The sequence below is a fragment of the Acinetobacter sp. PW68 genome (assembly GCF_020982655.1).
GTDB classification, from domain to species: Bacteria; Pseudomonadota; Gammaproteobacteria; order Pseudomonadales; family Moraxellaceae; genus Acinetobacter; species Acinetobacter towneri_A.
This window is the reverse complement of sequence record NZ_JAHZSX010000001.1, coordinates 409,722-426,416: the sequence shown is the minus strand read 5'-3', so window position 1 is coordinate 426,416 and position 16,695 is coordinate 409,722. Positions and strand designations below refer to the sequence as shown.

At 42.9% G+C, this 16,695-nt stretch carries 10 protein-coding genes, 3 tRNA genes and 1 pseudogene; 8 read left to right on the top strand and 6 right to left on the bottom strand.

The annotated features are described in order from the left end of the window. Window positions 1–274 precede the first annotated feature (274 nt). Window positions 275–1,795, top strand: a complete 1,521-nt coding sequence (locus tag K1T76_RS01920; protein ID WP_230243964.1) for a catalase — start codon at window positions 275–277, stop codon at window positions 1,793–1,795. 162 nt (window positions 1,796–1,957) lie between these two features. Here K1T76_RS01920 and K1T76_RS01915 read toward each other — a convergent pair whose 3' ends face one another. Further along, complete coding sequence (locus tag K1T76_RS01915) at window positions 1,958–3,010, bottom strand: MBL fold metallo-hydrolase (protein ID WP_230243963.1); 1,053 nt, start codon at window positions 3,008–3,010, stop codon at window positions 1,958–1,960. A gap of 195 nt (window positions 3,011–3,205) precedes the next feature. Next, window positions 3,206–3,396 (bottom strand): annotated as a pseudogene (locus tag K1T76_RS15085) (hypothetical protein); the annotation flags it as partial. Between the two features lie 398 nt (window positions 3,397–3,794). Between K1T76_RS15085 and hcaR the strand changes: the two are divergent. Next, window positions 3,795–4,697, top strand: coding sequence for a DNA-binding transcriptional regulator HcaR (gene hcaR / locus K1T76_RS01910; protein WP_070155332.1), 903 nt, complete (start codon window positions 3,795–3,797; stop codon window positions 4,695–4,697). A 399-nt stretch (window positions 4,698–5,096) separates the two neighbouring features. Here the strand turns inward: hcaR and K1T76_RS01905 are convergent, their stop codons facing one another. Continuing rightward, a complete protein-coding gene (locus K1T76_RS01905) occupies window positions 5,097–5,765 on the bottom strand; it encodes an HAD-IA family hydrolase (RefSeq protein WP_019836016.1) in 669 nt (222 codons plus the stop codon). 367 nt (window positions 5,766–6,132) lie between these two features. Beyond that, window positions 6,133–7,095 carry an RluA family pseudouridine synthase gene (locus tag K1T76_RS01900; protein WP_230243962.1) on the bottom strand — a complete coding sequence of 321 codons (963 nt, stop codon included), beginning with the start codon at window positions 7,093–7,095 and terminating at the stop codon, window positions 6,133–6,135. A gap of 761 nt (window positions 7,096–7,856) precedes the next feature. Here K1T76_RS01900 and K1T76_RS01895 point away from each other — a divergent pair. The 5 genes from K1T76_RS01895 to K1T76_RS01875 all read left to right on the top strand — a co-directional run bounded on the left by K1T76_RS01895 (window position 7,857) and on the right by K1T76_RS01875 (window position 13,909). Next, window positions 7,857–11,291: an Rne/Rng family ribonuclease gene (locus tag K1T76_RS01895; protein ID WP_230243961.1), complete on the top strand. Its 3,435-nt coding sequence runs from the start codon at window positions 7,857–7,859 to the stop codon at window positions 11,289–11,291. 258 nt (window positions 11,292–11,549) lie between these two features. Then, on the top strand, window positions 11,550–13,391 hold the full coding sequence (locus K1T76_RS01890; protein ID WP_230243960.1) for a long-chain-acyl-CoA synthetase: 1,842 nt from the start codon (window positions 11,550–11,552) through the stop codon (window positions 13,389–13,391). 194 nt (window positions 13,392–13,585) lie between these two features. Continuing rightward, a tRNA-Lys gene (locus K1T76_RS01885) sits at window positions 13,586–13,661 on the top strand. Window positions 13,662–13,682: 21 nt separating this feature from the next. Continuing rightward, window positions 13,683–13,758: transfer RNA gene (locus tag K1T76_RS01880), tRNA-Lys, on the top strand. A 75-nt stretch (window positions 13,759–13,833) separates the two neighbouring features. Next, window positions 13,834–13,909, top strand: a tRNA-Lys gene (locus K1T76_RS01875). A gap of 259 nt (window positions 13,910–14,168) precedes the next feature. Here K1T76_RS01875 and K1T76_RS01870 read toward each other — a convergent pair. Further along, window positions 14,169–14,696, bottom strand: coding sequence for a hypothetical protein (locus K1T76_RS01870; RefSeq protein WP_230243959.1), 528 nt, complete (start codon window positions 14,694–14,696; stop codon window positions 14,169–14,171). A gap of 355 nt (window positions 14,697–15,051) precedes the next feature. Here K1T76_RS01870 and K1T76_RS01865 point away from each other — a divergent pair, with 355 nt between their 5' ends. Then, complete coding sequence (locus K1T76_RS01865; RefSeq protein ID WP_230243958.1) at window positions 15,052–15,318, top strand: PspC domain-containing protein; 267 nt, start codon at window positions 15,052–15,054, stop codon at window positions 15,316–15,318. A 235-nt stretch (window positions 15,319–15,553) separates the two neighbouring features. Here K1T76_RS01865 and K1T76_RS01860 read toward each other — a convergent pair whose 3' ends face one another. Next, complete coding sequence (locus K1T76_RS01860) at window positions 15,554–16,657, bottom strand: HPP family protein (protein WP_230243957.1); 1,104 nt, start codon at window positions 16,655–16,657, stop codon at window positions 15,554–15,556. Between the last annotated feature and the right edge of the window lie 38 nt (window positions 16,658–16,695).

The window sequence follows — 16,695 nt, the reverse complement described above, 5'->3', positions numbered from 1 at the left end:
TTCATGCTGCAAAAAATGATTATTTAATTCACAAAATACAATCGAATATACCAATCATAAGCAACATATTTATCTATTTGTGAAATCAATAAAATCGTTTTACATTAAAATGGTGAGATTTGAAAAGCTTTCATCTACAAAGCCCAATCTGCATGATATTGTGGTGTTGTAGTTGATTTTTTAAACCAACAAAACGGTTCATGGCCGCTTGCTTTATGAAGATAAGTTTCTAATGCAGCCCCCTACATGAGGATCACAATAATGGAGAACAATGATGAGCCAAGAGATAAAAAAATGCCCTGTGACGCATTTAACCACCGATGCAGGCGCACCTGTTGTAGATAACCAAAATAGTATGACCGCAGGTGCACGTGGTCCACTGCTTGCACAAGATTTATGGCTGAATGAAAAACTTGCCAACTTTGTGCGTGAAGTGATTCCTGAGCGACGTATGCATGCCAAAGGTTCAGGTGCATTTGGTACCTTTACGGTCACTCACGATATTAGCCAATATACCCGTGCTAAAATTTTCTCTGAAGTGGGTAAAAAAACTGAAATGTTTGCGCGCTTCTCTACCGTTGCTGGTGAGCGTGGCGCTGCCGATGCAGAGCGCGATATTCGTGGTTTTGCCTTAAAATTCTATACCGAAGAAGGTAACTGGGATTTGGTCGGCAACAACACACCCGTGTTCTTTTTCCGTGACCCGCGTCAGTTCCCTGACCTAAATAAAGCAGTTAAACGTGACCCACGTACCAATCTGCGTGACGCCACCAATAACTGGGATTTCTGGACGTTACTGCCAGAAGCACTCCACCAAGTGACCATTGTCATGTCGGATCGCGGTATTCCAGTCGGTTATCGTCACATGCATGGTTTTGGTAGTCATACCTATAGCTTTATTAATGCCAACAATGAGCGTTTCTGGGTAAAATTCCACTTCCGCACTCAACAAGGCATTCAAAACCTAACCGATGCTGAAGCAGCAGAATTGATTGGTCGTGACCGTGAAAGCAGCCAGACCGACCTTTACAACGCCATTGAACGTGGTGATTTCCCGAAATGGACGCTGTTCGTGCAAATCATGCCTGAACTGGATGCAGAAAAAGTCCCTTATCACCCATTTGACCTTACCAAAGTTTGGCCAAAAGGTGACTATCCACTCATTGAAGTAGGTGAGTTTGAACTCAACCGCAACCCTGAAAACTATTTCCAAGATGTTGAACAGGCTGCCTTTGCACCAAGCAACCTTGTACCGGGGATTAGCTACTCGCCAGACCGCATGTTACAAGCGCGTTTGGTCAACTATGCTGATGCTGCGCGTTACCGTGTTGGTGTGAACCATTCACAAATTCCAGTGAATGCTGCACGCTGCCCTGTGCACTCAAACCGTCGTGATGGTCAGGGTCGTATGGATGGCAACTATGGTAGCTTGCCGCACTATGAGCCAAACAGCTTCCACCAATGGCAAGAGCAACCGCAATACCGCGAACCGCCACTCAAAATTCGTGGCGATGCAGATTTCTGGGATTATCGTGAAGACGATAGCAACTACTTCAGCCAGCCGCGTGCATTGTTAAATTTAATGAATCCTGAGCAAAAACAGGCACTATTTGATAACACGGCACGTGCGATGGGGGATGCATTAGACTTTATTAAGTATCGTCATATTCGCAACTGTTACGCATGTGATCCTGCTTATGGGGAAGGCGTTGCTGCAGCTCTAGGCATGACCGTTGCCGATGCACAAGCAGCTCGTGCCAGCGACCCTGCACTTGGTCAGCCAGGCGTACTGTAATCTTTGTTCTCAAAGATCAATTCAACCTAAACACAAGTATTTCAAATATCAAAACAAAGTCCCTATCTCGATAGGGGCTTTGTGTTCTATATCTGTCGTTGCTACTTTTCAGAACGTGAAAAGTTGCGTGTCATTTTTATTTAAGAGCTAGTTTTTAAAAGACTAAACAATTAATTTTTTGCCTTCACGAATACAATAAAACGGATTCATTAATTTAGATGAACGCTTCATGGCTTGATGCAAATCTGCCTCAGGCTGATCACGTCCTTCATCGGTCAACTCAAAGGTTCGATAGTGAATTGCCAATGAGCATTTGGAATGTAAGTCTTTATGCGCCTGAAAAGCATCTTCAGGATTCATATGCATGTAACGCATTAAATTGCGCGGTTCATAAGCACCAATCGGCAAAAGTGCCACGCGCGGTGCACCAATGCGGGTTTGAATTTCTTTAAAGTGTGGTGAATAACCCGTATCGCCCGCAAAAAAACAATGGTCTTGCCCATGCAAAATAGAAAAACCGCCCCATAACGCCATGTTCTGATCACGTGCACCACGCCCCGAACCATGTTGAGCAGGAGTGTAGATTATTTTCATTTCTTTAAACAAAGCCGATTGCCACCAGTCCATTTCAATCACATGCAAGTCAGGCGGCAAATAACAACCATTACCCAAACCTGTGTAAATAGGCATGGCAAATTGATGATTCAGCCATTTTAAGGTGGCTAAATCCATATGGTCATAATGGTTATGGCTTAACAATACAGCATGAATGGTCGGTAAATCTTCCAGTGCAATCCCTGCAGGACAAGCACGTTTAGGTCCTCGCCCCTGCTTTGGGCTAGCATGCTCTGCCCAGACTGGATCGGTCAAAAAGTTATACGGGCCAATTTGAATGAGTACAGTTGCATGTCCTACAAACCAAACTTGCCAATCGTCTAAACTGGCCTGCGGACGCAATTGAGGTAAAGCACGTGGCGCTGTAAAGAATTGCTGCGCTTCTTGTTGCGGATTAACATTCCAAGTGTTCGATTTGCGTTTGAGCAACCATTTTAATAAATCAATTTGGCTGCACCCCTCGGGACATTCAATCGGATTAAAAAACTGCGCTCCATCATAATGATTTGAAGGCAAAAACTGCAACTTGGGTTTACGCCAAGTATGCGACCAACAGGCTTCCGTTGGCAATTGAAAATGCTTTTGTTCCACGTTGTTCATGTAAGCCCAATCATATATAGCGCATCTGCCATGATGCTTTTTATTCTGAACTGTTCAGAAAAAAACACAGCTTTAGTTCATGTGTTGACTCTATCACGCATAGTAGCGAAATCAAGCAGACAATTTCCTTTATGTTTTTGTTATTTTGAGAAAAATGTCGTATCGATAGCAGGCTAAAGATCGGAAATTTATCTCTCATACCAACGAGGCTTTAGAAAACCTAAACGCAGGTAAATCAATGCGGACATAAGAATTATCAAAATATGGTTCGCGCCATTTTTTCCAGAAATACATTACAACCCTAAACATGACCACGGCAATACCAATTAACGCATTCATGCGATGTATTGATTATTTAAGGTCGCACCTAAAATCAGCGCCATTAAACCTGAGCTTAGACAATTGGCGGCCAAGTAAATAAATAGCTGTGCGCCATAGATGGCGTGATATGTCCATTTTTTGCATCGACTAAAACATCGATTTCGCGCACATCAATTTTCCACTCATGAAAAGCTCTCCTGTGACCAACAATAGTACAAAGTAAATAGACTCAACTTTTGATGGATAATGGTTTTTAGAGATGCTTAGGGAATATCTTTTCCTTCAATTCATAGTTTTTATAGATTAATTCAATGTTGTATTTTGCATTTCAATCGTTGCATCATGATGAAAATTTATTTAATTCGTGAATGACCCACTAATTTTCAGCGCATAGTTGTTTATGGATTATGCTTTTATTAATCTATAGTTAGACATATTTTGAATTAATATTTGGAATGACGCCATGGAATTACGTCACCTTCGCTACTTCATTACGGTAGCTGAAGAGCTCAACTTCAGTAGAGCGGCGCTTAAGCTTTATACCGCTCAACCTTCGCTGAGTCAGCAAATTAAAGATTTAGAAGAAGATATAGGTGTTAAGCTACTCAACCGTACCAAACGTAAAGTCGAGCTCACCGAAGAAGGTGCTGTATTTTTAGAACAGGCGCGTCTAACGTTAGCGCAGGCGGACAAAGCCGTTGCTATGGCACGTCAGGTATCGCAAGCCAAACAGCAAATGCTGCGTATTGGCTTTGTTCCTGTCGCAGAGATGAAAATCTTCCCGTATACCTTGCCACATCTGCGCGTGCAAAACCCGGATTTAAAAATTGAATTGCTGAGTTTAAACAACACTGAGCTAATGAAAAGGATTAAAAAAGGTGAACTCGACATCACCTTTAGTCACCACTATATCAATAGTGATGAAATTGAAAGCCAGTTTGTGCTGCGTGAACCGCTGATTTTTATTTTGCCCAAAGATCATCCATTGGCAAAATACGAACGCATTCCTGTCAAAGCTTTGAATGGTATTGATTTTATTATTCCCTCTGTAGAACAGTCACAGACCCTGCATCATACAATTCTGGATTTTGCCAAAGCCAACGGGATTGAATTTAATATTGTCCAAAAGGCGGACAACATTTTATTTCATATAGACTCGATTGGAATGGGCTTGGGCTGCACTATTTTACCAGACTATATTGCCCCTCTGATCATGAATAATACCGTGGTCCGCCCACTTGATGTAGAACTTCCACACTTAGATTTATACATCAGCTACGGCAAAAACAGCCATTCCGCTGCAGTACATCAATTTATGGTACTGCTTATGCGTGTGTTCTATTCGGACATCAAACGCGAACAATAATTCTAAAACCAATCCCATTGATTCAATCTTTCAAAAGTGTTTACTGCTTGATGTAGCAAGCACTTTGTGTACATTCTAGATGCGATCAGCTATCCGGCTCAGAGGCATGTAAACTGATTAAGAAGCGAAAAAATAACGAGTTTGTGCCAATACTTATTTTCTTTTTCAATCGCTATTCATCTATTTTTGTATTAAACACGCAAAGTTGTTTGTAGGCCAGGTTCATTATTTTCCGAGTCATAGACTCGGTAATTTGCAGCAATCCTAAAATGTCTTAATCCTATCTTTAGACTAAAAGTATTACCTTTTTATGATGTTTCAAAAGCACATAAAAAAGAGTAATCCGGAATTTTTCAAATTACTCTAATTTAAAATTTTTCTTAATTGTTTTTAGTTGATTTAACCCGCCAAATGTAAATGATATTTCTGCACTAAAAATTCATGCAAACTCGGCACATCATGCGCAATGGTTAAAGGCTGATAACGTTGCAATACTTCTACACTGTGCACACCATAACTCACGCCCACACGCGGCATGGCAATGTTTTGTGCCATTTCTAAGTCGTAAGAAGTGTCGCCGACCATAATCGCTTGCCCGACTGGCACATCGGTACTGTTCAAAATTTCCTGCAACATTAAAGGATCAGGTTTAGATTTGGTTTCACTCGCAGCACGTGTCGCTACAAACAAATCCTGACTTTGGGTTTGTGCCAACACTCGATCTAAACCTTTACGGCTTTTGCCTGTTGCTACCGCCAGTTTCAGCCCCAAACCCGACAACTCATCTAGCATATCTGCCACACCCTCAAACCAAGCATCGCTTTTTGAATGTTCGACATAGTGTTCTGAATAGCACTGCAAAATCGCTTGATGCAGCTCTGGCACTTCAGGAAATAAACGCTGTGCCACTTCAGGCAGTCCTAGACCAATAATATCTTTGGCCGCAGCATCGGTCAGTGGTTGCTGAAATTGTTGTGCTGCGAACTGCAAACTCGCCACAATTTGACCGACGGAATTAAATAAGGTGCCATCCCAATCAAAAATGATGAGTTCTACAGGTTTATTCATATTAAGTTCCTAGATTTGATTCAGCTTTTAAATTCCCTCGTTTTACCTACACCCAAAAGAAAAACGACCAAGAATCAGCACATATATCACAACAAATATTCGATACGCGAAGGGCGATAGGGATGTTGCCTTTTCTGTGTGGCACAAGGATGTTCGATCAGCAAAACAAAAGATTTTTGTCTTACGAAGCAGCGCCTCTCATCATCTTTGAAAAGTAAGGCATAGCCTATACAACCAAAATTTTAATTAAAAATTTTTAACTATGGCTGTCAATTACCCCTGAAAACCTAATCTCCTTTTTGCGAAACAATGTTCCTCATCTTTAAAAAGAAGGGAACTGCTATCACACAATAGAGAATTACAGAAATTAAAGCTCAGGTGCTGCTGTCGGCTTATCCGCTTTTTGCGCTCGAAGCTGCGCCACCAAACTCTGCATATCTTCAGGTAAAGGCGCTTCAATCACAGGATAGCCTGGAATTTCCAAACGCATGGCATGTAAGCACAAACGACGTGGTGCTGGACCCCGATATTCAGTTTGATGGCCGTATTTATCATCGCCTACCAACGGATGCCCAATGCTTAAACCATGCACACGAATTTGATGGGTACGTCCAGACAACGGCGAAGCATACACCAAGCTCGCATGCATAAAACGCTCGACCACATTCCACTGGGTTTTAGACGCTTTGCCTTCTTTAGATACACGTACACGACGTTCACCATTCGCCAATTCATAACGATGTAACGGCGCATCAATTAATTGTTTATCCAAACTCACCTGCCCTTTGACAATCGCAGCATAAGTTTTTTGGATTTTATGTTCGCGCAATAAATCTTGCAGGTTTTTTAAAGTACTGCGTTTTTTAGAAATCATCACCAAGCCTGAAGTATCTCGGTCAATACGGTGAATTAATTCCAAATATTTTTTACCTGTGGCAGCACGCAGACCTTCAATCAACCCGTACGCAACGCCACTACCACCATGCACCGCAATGCCCGAAGGTTTATTCACCACCATCAAGCCTTCATCTTCATAAATCACACGTGCCAGCAGGCCTTGCGCGACCTTGTCAGATACTGGTGCAGCAGATTCATCTTTTTGCTCATAACGAATAGGCGCCACACGAATTTGATCACCAATATTCAGTTTGGTTTCTGCTTTAATGCGCTTTTTATTGACCCGCACCTGCCCTTCACGAATCAAACGATAGATGCGACTTTTAGGCACCCCTTTTAAACGACTAAACAAAAAATTATCGATGCGTTGACCCGCTTGATGCTCATCCACTTCAAACCAAGTGACACTTTGCCATTGTTGGGTAGAATTCATACAGTTAAGAGACCTAATAAAATACTAAAATTGATTAAAAACTGATCATTTAGGCTATGCTTTACACAAGAAACATAAGCTTAGCCCATAGGCAGATGATGCAAGGTTTGATATAGTCAGCGCACGGAAACCATCGTCAGTGGGTTCACGTTGAATTTTTTCAGGCTTTTCTGAAATAAAGTAATCAACGAACATCCCACGACACACGAGCAGGTCCCAAAAGAATTATGCCGACGCCGAAGGCTTATTATATCGGCAAAAAAGCAAACTGTTGCGTTTAATTGTACCTCAGGTACATAAATCAGTTTGCCTGAAAAAATATGTCGCCAACTCTAGTTGGTTTTTAAACGTAAACTGATACACATCAGATTAGTCGCACCCTGAAAACCACTTCAGGCTAAAGCGTTTGATGTATTGGATCTGCACAATTTGTAAAGATACGATGATAATTCCGTATCAAGACACTCTATCTATAAAAGAAGGGATGATCTTCGAGCAATGTGACAGTGAAAGTTACACACATCCAATACACCGCTCGTCCGCCAGTGAAGCGATCAGGTGACTTTATCCGTTTAAAGGTTAAAGCCGTATTGCCATCATCAATACGTGAATCATACACCGCAGCCCCACACAAAAAGGCCGGTAAAAAAAGCTCAGACCACAATTGTTTTTTTGAGATCTGAGCAGTTGATCCGTGATGCTTGATGTTCGCTACGTGTCTAGCGATTTTTTGCTGTGTATCACTATTAGGTGTTACACCCATGAAACGTATGTTGATTAATGCAACACATGCCGAAGAAATTCGCGTTGCACTTGTCACTGGTCAGCGTCTTTACGATTTTGATTTAGAAAATCGTACCCGTGAACAAAAAAAATCGAATATCTACAAAGGTCATGTGACTCGTGTAGAACCATCTTTAGAAGCTGTATTTGTTGAATACGGTGCAGGTCGCCAAGGCTTCCTGTCTATGCGTGAAATCGCAAACTCTTATTACAAAGCAGACCCTCGCCAAACTTCCAATATTCGTGAACTGATTACTGAAGGTACTGAGCTTTTAGTACAGGTAGAAAAAGAAGAACGTGGCAACAAAGGTGCTGCACTCTCTACCTTCATTTCATTGGCAGGTCGTTATTTGGTGCTTATGCCAAATAACCCGAAAGGTGGTGGTATCAGCCGTCAAATTTCAGGTTCTGTTCGTGAAGAACTCAAAGAAATGCTGGCTTCTTTAAACGTGCCACGCGGCATGAGCGTGATTGTACGTACTGCGGGCATTGGTCGCTCACAAGAAGAATTACAGCTTGATTTACAACACTTGCTTGACCTTTGGGCGCAAATTCAAAACACCGCAAGCTCTGGCCCATCGCCAATGTTGGTACACCAAGAAGCAGGTGTAGTCACCCGTGCAATTCGTGACTACTTACGTGATGATGTAGCCGAAATTTTAATTGACTCAGAACAAGCTTATAACGAAGCCTATAACTTCGTCAAAGCCGTGATGCCACGTCAGTTAGACAAGCTAAAAACCTATACTTTAAATGAGCCGCTATTCGCGCATTTTGGTATCGAAAGCCAAATTCAAACGGCTTATGAGCGTGAAGTGAAATTGCCTTCTGGCGGTTCAATCGTGATTGACCAAACAGAAGCTTTAGTATCTATTGATATTAACTCTGCAAAATCTACCCGTGGACATGATGTTGAAGATACTGCGCTCAATACCAACCTTGAAGCAGCCGAAGAAATTGCGCGTCAATTACGTTTACGCGACATCGGTGGTTTGGTGGTCATCGACTTCATCGATATGACTAAAGACCGTAACCAACGTATGGTTGAAGCGAAACTGCGTGAAGCAACGCAAAGCGACCGCGCACGTATTCAATTTGGTCAATTATCCCGTTTTGGTTTAATGGAAATGAGCCGTCAGCGCTTACGTCCATCACTTGAAGAAGCGACTGGCTACGTTTGCCCACGCTGTCATGGCACAGGCATGGTGCGTGACCTACGCTCTCTTTCACTTTCTATTATGCGTAAAGTAGAAGAGATTGCCTTACGTGAACGTCATGGTGAAGTTCAAGTCGAAGTACCTGTTGAAATTGCAGCATTCTTACTGAATGAAAAACGTCACAGTTTGGTTTACCTTGAGCAAACTTCAAATGTGCGTGTAACTGTATTACCACACCCACACTTGGAAACACCTCACTACGAAATTTCGTATAACCCTGAAGGTTTCGCACCAACGAGCTATGAACGTACTGAAGCAACTCGTTCAAGCGAAAAAGAGTTGGGTTATGAATCTTCTGAATGGCATTTAGAAGAAGCCGATCAATCGCACAGTCACGCTGCTGCACCTGCGGCAGAAAAAACTTCTGCAAGAAAACCACAAGCAGCTCAGCAAAATAAAGCATCTGCACAACAGCAGCCTGCACCTGCGGCAGCAACAACTGCTGCAAGCCCATGTGCATGGTTAGAAAATCTGTTTGTTCAAAAGCAAGCCAGCACTATTGATCAAGCACGTAGTGCCAACAATGCGGCAGCAGCCATTGAGCAAATGGTAAATAGCGGTGCTGTGAGCCGTGGTCAGTTTGGTCAAATTGCAACTGTATCTGCTGCCCCTGCTGCAAGCAGTCAAAATGTGTACCTTGCACCATCGACAGTGGCACAAAAAACTGAACGTGACTCTGCAGATAAATCTGCTGAACGTGAAGACAAACCAGCTCCACGTCACAACAACAAAAAGCCGCGTCACAGCAACAACAATAACAAGCACAAAGAGCAACGTGAGCCACAAACTCAGCATGACAATCAACAACATCAAGTGCATGAAGAAGTGGTTCAAATGTCGCGTCAGGAGCAACGTCAGGAAGCGCGTGAAAACAAACGCAACTCTCGTCGTCAGCACAACAATGACCAAGCACCGCAGCAGCAAGAAGCTCAAAATAACAATGAGCAGCAGCAAAATGACGTGCCACGTCGTGACCGTCGTAACCAACCTCGCCCAGAACGCCCAAATCGTCACCGCGACCCAAGCGTATTGAATGAGCAAGCAACGACTACGGCAGTGGCTTCTAATCAGCCAAAAGTGGAGTTAATTGACGCACCGCGTCAAGAGTTCAATACGACGGCTTTGGTGATGAATATCGATCAAGCTCAAACTGAAATTGTGGCATTGAATGCTGCACCAGTAGCGGCTGAACCAGTGACAGCAGTAGAAGCAACTGTGCTTGAAACGGTTGCTGAACCAACTCAAGCTGTTACTGTGGTAGAGGCTGCTCCTGTTGTTGCAGAAAAAACAGCTGCACCTGAGGAAGTACAAGCACAGCCGACTGAACCTGCAAGACGTGCCAGCAATGACCCGCGTCAGCGTCGTCGTCAGCAACGTGAAGCTCAAGCACAGCAAGCAGCTGCACCAAAGTTAACACCTTCACAGGTGCCAACTTTAGCGCAATACAGCATTGGTAGCCTGATTCGCCACGTTTATGGTGAAGATTGTTCAGTTTTGATTGAACAGTTTGGTTTAATTCCAACGTTCAATCGCGCTTTGCAAAAGTTCACCGATGAATATGCGGCAACGCTTGCAACAGCTACGCCTGTGGCAGAGAAAAAACCTGTCACACGTGATGTGGAAGTTGCGAAAGCCGCACCAGAAGCAGAACCTGCGCCTGTTTTAGATCTGACACCACCAAAACCTGTGTCAGATAAGCGTGTTGCAAATGATCCCCGTGAACGTCGTCGTTTAGCCAAACAAGCTGCTGAGCAAGCCTTGGAACAAGCCAAGCAAGCACAGGCAGTAGAAAAGGCTGAAGCGGAAAGCACAGTTGCAGCAAAGCCAACGACTGAGGTTGTGGCAACTAACGACGCATCTGTAGAAGCAAACTCTACTGTAGAAACGTCTGTAGCGCTAAGCACAGAAGTCGAAACAACTACAGAAGTAAACCCTGAAGCAGAGGCTACAACTGAAGCTACTCAGCCAGAGTTGAACGCGCACGACGACCTTGTACAAACTGTCACTGAAACTGCAGCAGCGCAAGAAGAAACTGCCGTTGAAGTGGTCGCGCCTGTACAAGTGGAATTGGAAGCTGATGACCCACACGAAACTGCCGAGTCTGAACAGGACAAAGCAGAAAAAGAGAAAACTGCGCGTCCGCGCCGTCCACGTGGCCGTCCACCTAAAAAAGTAACTCCGCCAACTGAGTCGTAATTCGCACTTTTACAGCGGAATAAAAAAATCCAGTCATTTTAATGGCTGGATTTTTTTTGCTACTTTAGAACCAATGCGGTGCTGACTTAAATTTAAGCGAGCTAATTTGGTGTTATGTGTTTTTGATTTTTAACATCTTTTCTAAAAACATCTGACAAAGCTAAAAATTAGGTTGATTGCACTAGGACTAAGGGATTACAAAACAATAAGACGCGATGCTGTGCAGATGCAACGGATGATGACAAAAACAGGATTCTTATGAACCAGATGACAAAAAGCGATTTAATTGGATTAACGGATGTTGCGGCAAAAATTCCGCAGTTTATGACTAAAGTACCCCACCTGATCACAGGGTTAAAGCAAGCCTATTTACGCACACCCAATACGCCTGCAGGCTTAGGTCTCGCGTTTGAAAAAGCCGTGCATCGTAACCCGAATGGTTGTGCCTTGATGTTTGAAGATCAGCAGTACAGCTATTTGCAGCTCAACGCATGGGCTAACCAAATTGCACATTATTATTTAAGCATTGGCGCACGCAAAGGTGATGTCATTGCGGTAATGTTGGAAAATCGCCCTGAACTAATTGCCAGTGTCATTGGCTTGGCAAAAATTGGCGTTATCGCGGCTTTGGTCAATACCGCACAAGTCGCCAAAGTTTTGGCGCACAGCATTAATTTAGTTAAACCAATTGCCGTCATTGTAGGGGAAGAGTGTCGCCAAGCCGTTGCCGATATTCGCCAAGAACTTGAGCTTGCAGAAAACCGCCTGCACTGGTTTGCAGATCAAAATACCCGTATAGATGCTGGCATAGCTCCCCGAGGTTTTCAAAATTTAGCTCAATGTATAGCATCATTCCCAAGCTTTAACCCTGCCACCACACAGTCAGTACAGGGCAAAGATGGGTTGTTTTATATCTATACCTCAGGTACCACAGGCTTGCCTAAAGCAGTGATTTTCACCAATAGCCGCTGGACGCTGGCTTATGGCACCTATGGTCATGTCTTAGGTTTAAAGCAGGATGATGTGATGTACTGTACCCTGCCGCTGTACCATGCCACTGGTATTGTAGTGTGCTGGTGCGGCGTAATTGCAGGCAGTGCCACCTTTGCCATCCGCAGAAAATATTCCACTTCATGCTTTTGGCAAGATGTACACAAATTTAATGCCTCAGCGATTGGCTATGTAGGCGAATTGTGCCGATATTTAATAGATGCACCTGCTTCTGATTTAGAGCAGGGACATCGCGTAACTAAAATGATTGGCAATGGCATGCGCCCTAATATTTGGAGCAAATTCAAAACACGCTTTGGCATTCAAGAAATTCTAGAGCTGTATGCGTCTAGCGAAGGCAATGTAGGCTTTAGCAATGTGTTTAACTTTGACAACACAGTTGGTTTTTCACCGACACCCTATGCCATCATTCAATTTGATAAAGAAAAAAATGAACCTGTACGAGACGCTAAAGGCAACTGCATTAAAGTCAAAAAAGGCGAAGTCGGCTTATTGATTGGAAAAATCACCCGTCGCTCTCCATTTGATGGCTACACTGACTCCGAAAAAAACAAAGCGGTGATGATGCAAAATGTGTTTAAATCAGGTGATGCATATTATAACACTGGTGATTTAGTTCGCGACATTGGCTTTCGTCACGCCCAGTTTGTAGATCGTTTAGGTGATACCTTCCGCTGGAAAGGTGAAAACGTATCTACAACAGAAGTAGAAAATATTGTCAGCGACTATGAAAAAATTGCTGAAGCTGTCGTGTATGGCGTTGAAATTCCACATACCAATGGTCGTGCAGGTATGGCCGCGATAAAATTAAACGATGGCTGCCAGTTAGACGAATACGACTTGCGTCAAATGCTCGTGCAGTTTAAAAAAGCCATGCCTGCTTATGCAGTACCCGTTTTTTTACGCATTCAAAAGCAAATGCAAACCACAGGCACATTTAAATACCAAAAGAACACCCTGAAAACTCAAGGTTTTGATTTAAAACAATGTAATGAAAAAATTCTAGTGTTATTGCCAAACCAATCTGCTTATTGCGAACTGACCCAAGAAATTTACGACAATATTCAACAGTATCAATATCGCTTCTAAGCCACCACGTTGCCTATTTTTTGATTAGATACGATAAATTTGTTGCATTTATAATCAAACATAGGCAACTTTTTTATTTTTTACTTGCGCTCGCTTCATATCTTGCTACAATACGCTCCATCAAACGAAGTGGTGCTTTAAACCCTCAGGTTTTTCTTGCACTTTACAATCAAGCTTGCTTGGTTGCTGGTTCAGGGTCGTTAGCTCAGTCGGTAGAGCAGCGGACTTTTAATCCGTTGGTCCCGCGTTCGAATCGCGGACGACCCACCATTTCCTTGATCAACCTTAGATGGGTCGTTAGCTCAGTCGGTAGAGCAGCGGACTTTTAATCCGTTGGTCCCGCGTTCGAATCGCGGACGACCCACCATCTTCCGAAAGGATCACGTAAAAGTACACTACACTCTTGCGTCATAAAAATGGTCATCATCATTTTTACTCATTTGGGTCGTTAGCTCAGTCGGTAGAGCAGCGGACTTTTAATCCGTTGGTCCCGCGTTCGAATCGCGGACGACCCACCATTCCTTCTAAGACATCTTTAAATTACCAGTCATCACAGCACTGTTCTGTGGATCGTGCAGTTTCGTAATTTACTATAAAATTCCCGTATTCTGCCCTGTTTGACTAACACTTTTTATCCACTACACCTTGCTCAATTCAGTTGTAGAAGATGTGCCATCATTGATAAATCATGCTTTACACATCCCACATAAAAACTTGATGCAAAAACAAAAGCCCAAAAGTTTTCACTCATGGGCTAAGAATTGAATGAGCAAATAATTAACTTGCTCTGATTAAATGATAGTTTTGCGAAGGTAAGGGATTGCTTTTAAAGTATTCACGATTATTTTCTGTTGCAATCGCAATTTTGTTTTTATCCATAATTAAATTATGGTCTTGATCAACATTATAGTAAAAGTTCACCCCAGAGGCGCGTGCCACCACAATTTGATGCGCGTCTTCATCATAGAACCATAAATCTTTGCCGTATTGTTTTTTATTGTCGTAACTGATTTGCCCCGCATTGACAAAAATACGATGCGCTGTCCCATCAGGCAATAAGGTCAGAATATAATCGACTGTTCCGCGTTCACACATAACAAACTTATCTTCACAGCTGATCTGAGTGGTATAGCGTCCCACATAAGACAGATGATTCTCGGGAATATGATGTTCTGGTGCAACCGTTTGCATGGGTGCAGTGGCCTGCCCTGCCACTTCCGTTAGTCTTTTAGTTTCTGCCTGTTCTGTATATTTTTGCCCTGCAGCTTGCTCAAGTTGTGATCCATCACATCCTAGTAATAGCATACCGCTCAGCACAGAGACTACACAAATATATGATTTAGCCAATGACACACTTTCCCTTAAAAATTGAAGCTTTTAGTCGTACTCAAATCAGCTACAGGTAACGTTGAATCTATGTTCAACTCATTCCTTGATGTTGAAATATCATCTAAAACCACCACCGACTTCTAGTGAATATTTTAGGTGGATGCTGGTTTAAGCAACACCAAAAGTTACATAACTTTACTAATTGCTTTGCCACCGCCCTTTAAAAAATCCAAGTGCATCACCATTTTTATTCTATATACAGATGATGTGCTGTGAAGCTAAACATCAGCGTGTATTTGTTTTGAATTTTAGATCTCTCAAGGAGAATTAGATGGCCAATGTTGGTTTATATCGCTCAAACCGCTCAAATATGATTGCTGGGGTTATGGGTGGTATTGCTGAACGTTTTGGTTGGAACGCAAATTTACTGCGCTTAATTTTTGTGATTGTTTCCGTGATGAGTGCTGCCTTTCCAGGCATTTTGGTGTATTTGGTATTGTGGTTGGTAATCCCTAAACAAAACCAGTCGAATACAGCAAACTATACTCAGGGCTACACAAGACCTGTACGCACGGTCAATGCTGATCAAGACCGATAAACGGTATTGAAATTTTAAAGACTGACCACATCTAAGATTTATAGGTTTTAATCGTTCGCTGATTCACTCTTAGATACCCCTTATTTACACAGTTTTTTCTTTTTCGCTACGATTGCTCCCCCAAGCATCGTAGCTTTTTTTTGCCTTTCAACCTGCAATGTATTTTAAAATGTCACAGCAGTTTGGTAGCTTCAGAATTGACACTTTTTGGATACGCATCGACAATACAAATCAATCAATTCGTCTTTACAGCAAGCTGTTGATTTAAGATGGCAATCATATCGGCGCGGCTAATAATCCCGACCAGCTGTTGTTGTTCCACCACCGGAATATAGTTAAACGAGCGTTCCACAAAATACGGGACCAGATCGGCAATACTCTGATGTGGTTTTACCGTCACCACCTTGCGGTTCATAATGTGTTTGACCTGATGCTGCCATGACATCCGCACATCGGTGGCATGTTTAAACCATTCCACCACTTCATATAGCGCCAATGTGCCGACCAGTTGCTGCTCGGCATTTACCACCGGCAAGCTCATTAAATTGACCTGCTTGAACTTGTCCAGCGCGAGCTGGATATCATCATCCTGCTGCAAGGTAATCACATCTTTACTCATAATATCAGCACAAGTCAGTGCTTGAGTTTGTCGTTCACTGGCTTTGTGCTGTGCTTCTAAGATGATTTTTTGTAAGTCGTATTCACTAATATCTAGCAACTGGGTTTGTGCATCTAAAACATCTTGAATATCTTGCGGCTGAATAGTGGCTTTTTGAGTAGGCGTTGGGTCTTGGGTACGTTGATTCAACTGTGGCGTTTGAGGATAAGGCTTGCCAATCATGCGGTTAAATACGATTGCAATCACCAGCAGCAAAACTGAATTGAGCAGCACAGGATAAAAGATAAAGTGATAACCCAGTTCACGTACGGCATCTCCGCCAAGCACTGCGGTAATGGCCACTGCCCCACTCGGTGGATGCAGCGAATCGGTGGTCATCATCAAGAAAATAGATAAAGCCACTGCCACACTAAAGGCTTCTGTTAAATTTGGAATATATAAAGCACAGCTCACGCCCATAATTGCTGCAATGCTGTTCCCAACTACAATATTCCACGGCTGCGCTAAAGGACTGGCAGGCACAGCAAACAACAACACTGAAGATGCACCCATTGGCGCGATATACCATGCGTTAATATCGCCCAATACCCACCAACTGATCAAGGAAGACAATGCCAAACCCAATAATGCGCCCAAACCACAAAGTAGGCGTTCTTTTAACGGCAATACTTTAAAATTGGGTTTCAGCGTATTCAGCCAATCAAGTTGTGAATGAAACACGGGCAGGCAATCCAGTGGTGACAATTGGACAAGATTAT

Excerpts from the sequence above, each read along its gene's own strand:
- K1T76_RS01920 (WP_230243964.1), top strand. The coding sequence starts at position 275 with ATGAGCCAAGAGATAAAAAAATGCCCTGTGACGCATTTAACCACCGAT.
- K1T76_RS01915 (WP_230243963.1), bottom strand. The coding sequence starts at position 3,010 with ATGAACAACGTGGAACAAAAGCATTTTCAATTGCCAACGGAAGCCTGT.
- hcaR (WP_070155332.1), top strand. The coding sequence starts at position 3,795 with ATGGAATTACGTCACCTTCGCTACTTCATTACGGTAGCTGAAGAGCTC.
- K1T76_RS01905 (WP_019836016.1), bottom strand. The coding sequence starts at position 5,765 with ATGAATAAACCTGTAGAACTCATCATTTTTGATTGGGATGGCACCTTA.
- K1T76_RS01900 (WP_230243962.1), bottom strand. The coding sequence starts at position 7,095 with ATGAATTCTACCCAACAATGGCAAAGTGTCACTTGGTTTGAAGTGGAT.
- K1T76_RS01895 (WP_230243961.1), top strand. The coding sequence starts at position 7,857 with ATGAAACGTATGTTGATTAATGCAACACATGCCGAAGAAATTCGCGTT.
- K1T76_RS01890 (WP_230243960.1), top strand. The coding sequence starts at position 11,550 with ATGAACCAGATGACAAAAAGCGATTTAATTGGATTAACGGATGTTGCG.
- K1T76_RS01870 (WP_230243959.1), bottom strand. The coding sequence starts at position 14,696 with ATGCTATTACTAGGATGTGATGGATCACAACTTGAGCAAGCTGCAGGG.
- K1T76_RS01865 (WP_230243958.1), top strand. The coding sequence starts at position 15,052 with ATGGCCAATGTTGGTTTATATCGCTCAAACCGCTCAAATATGATTGCT.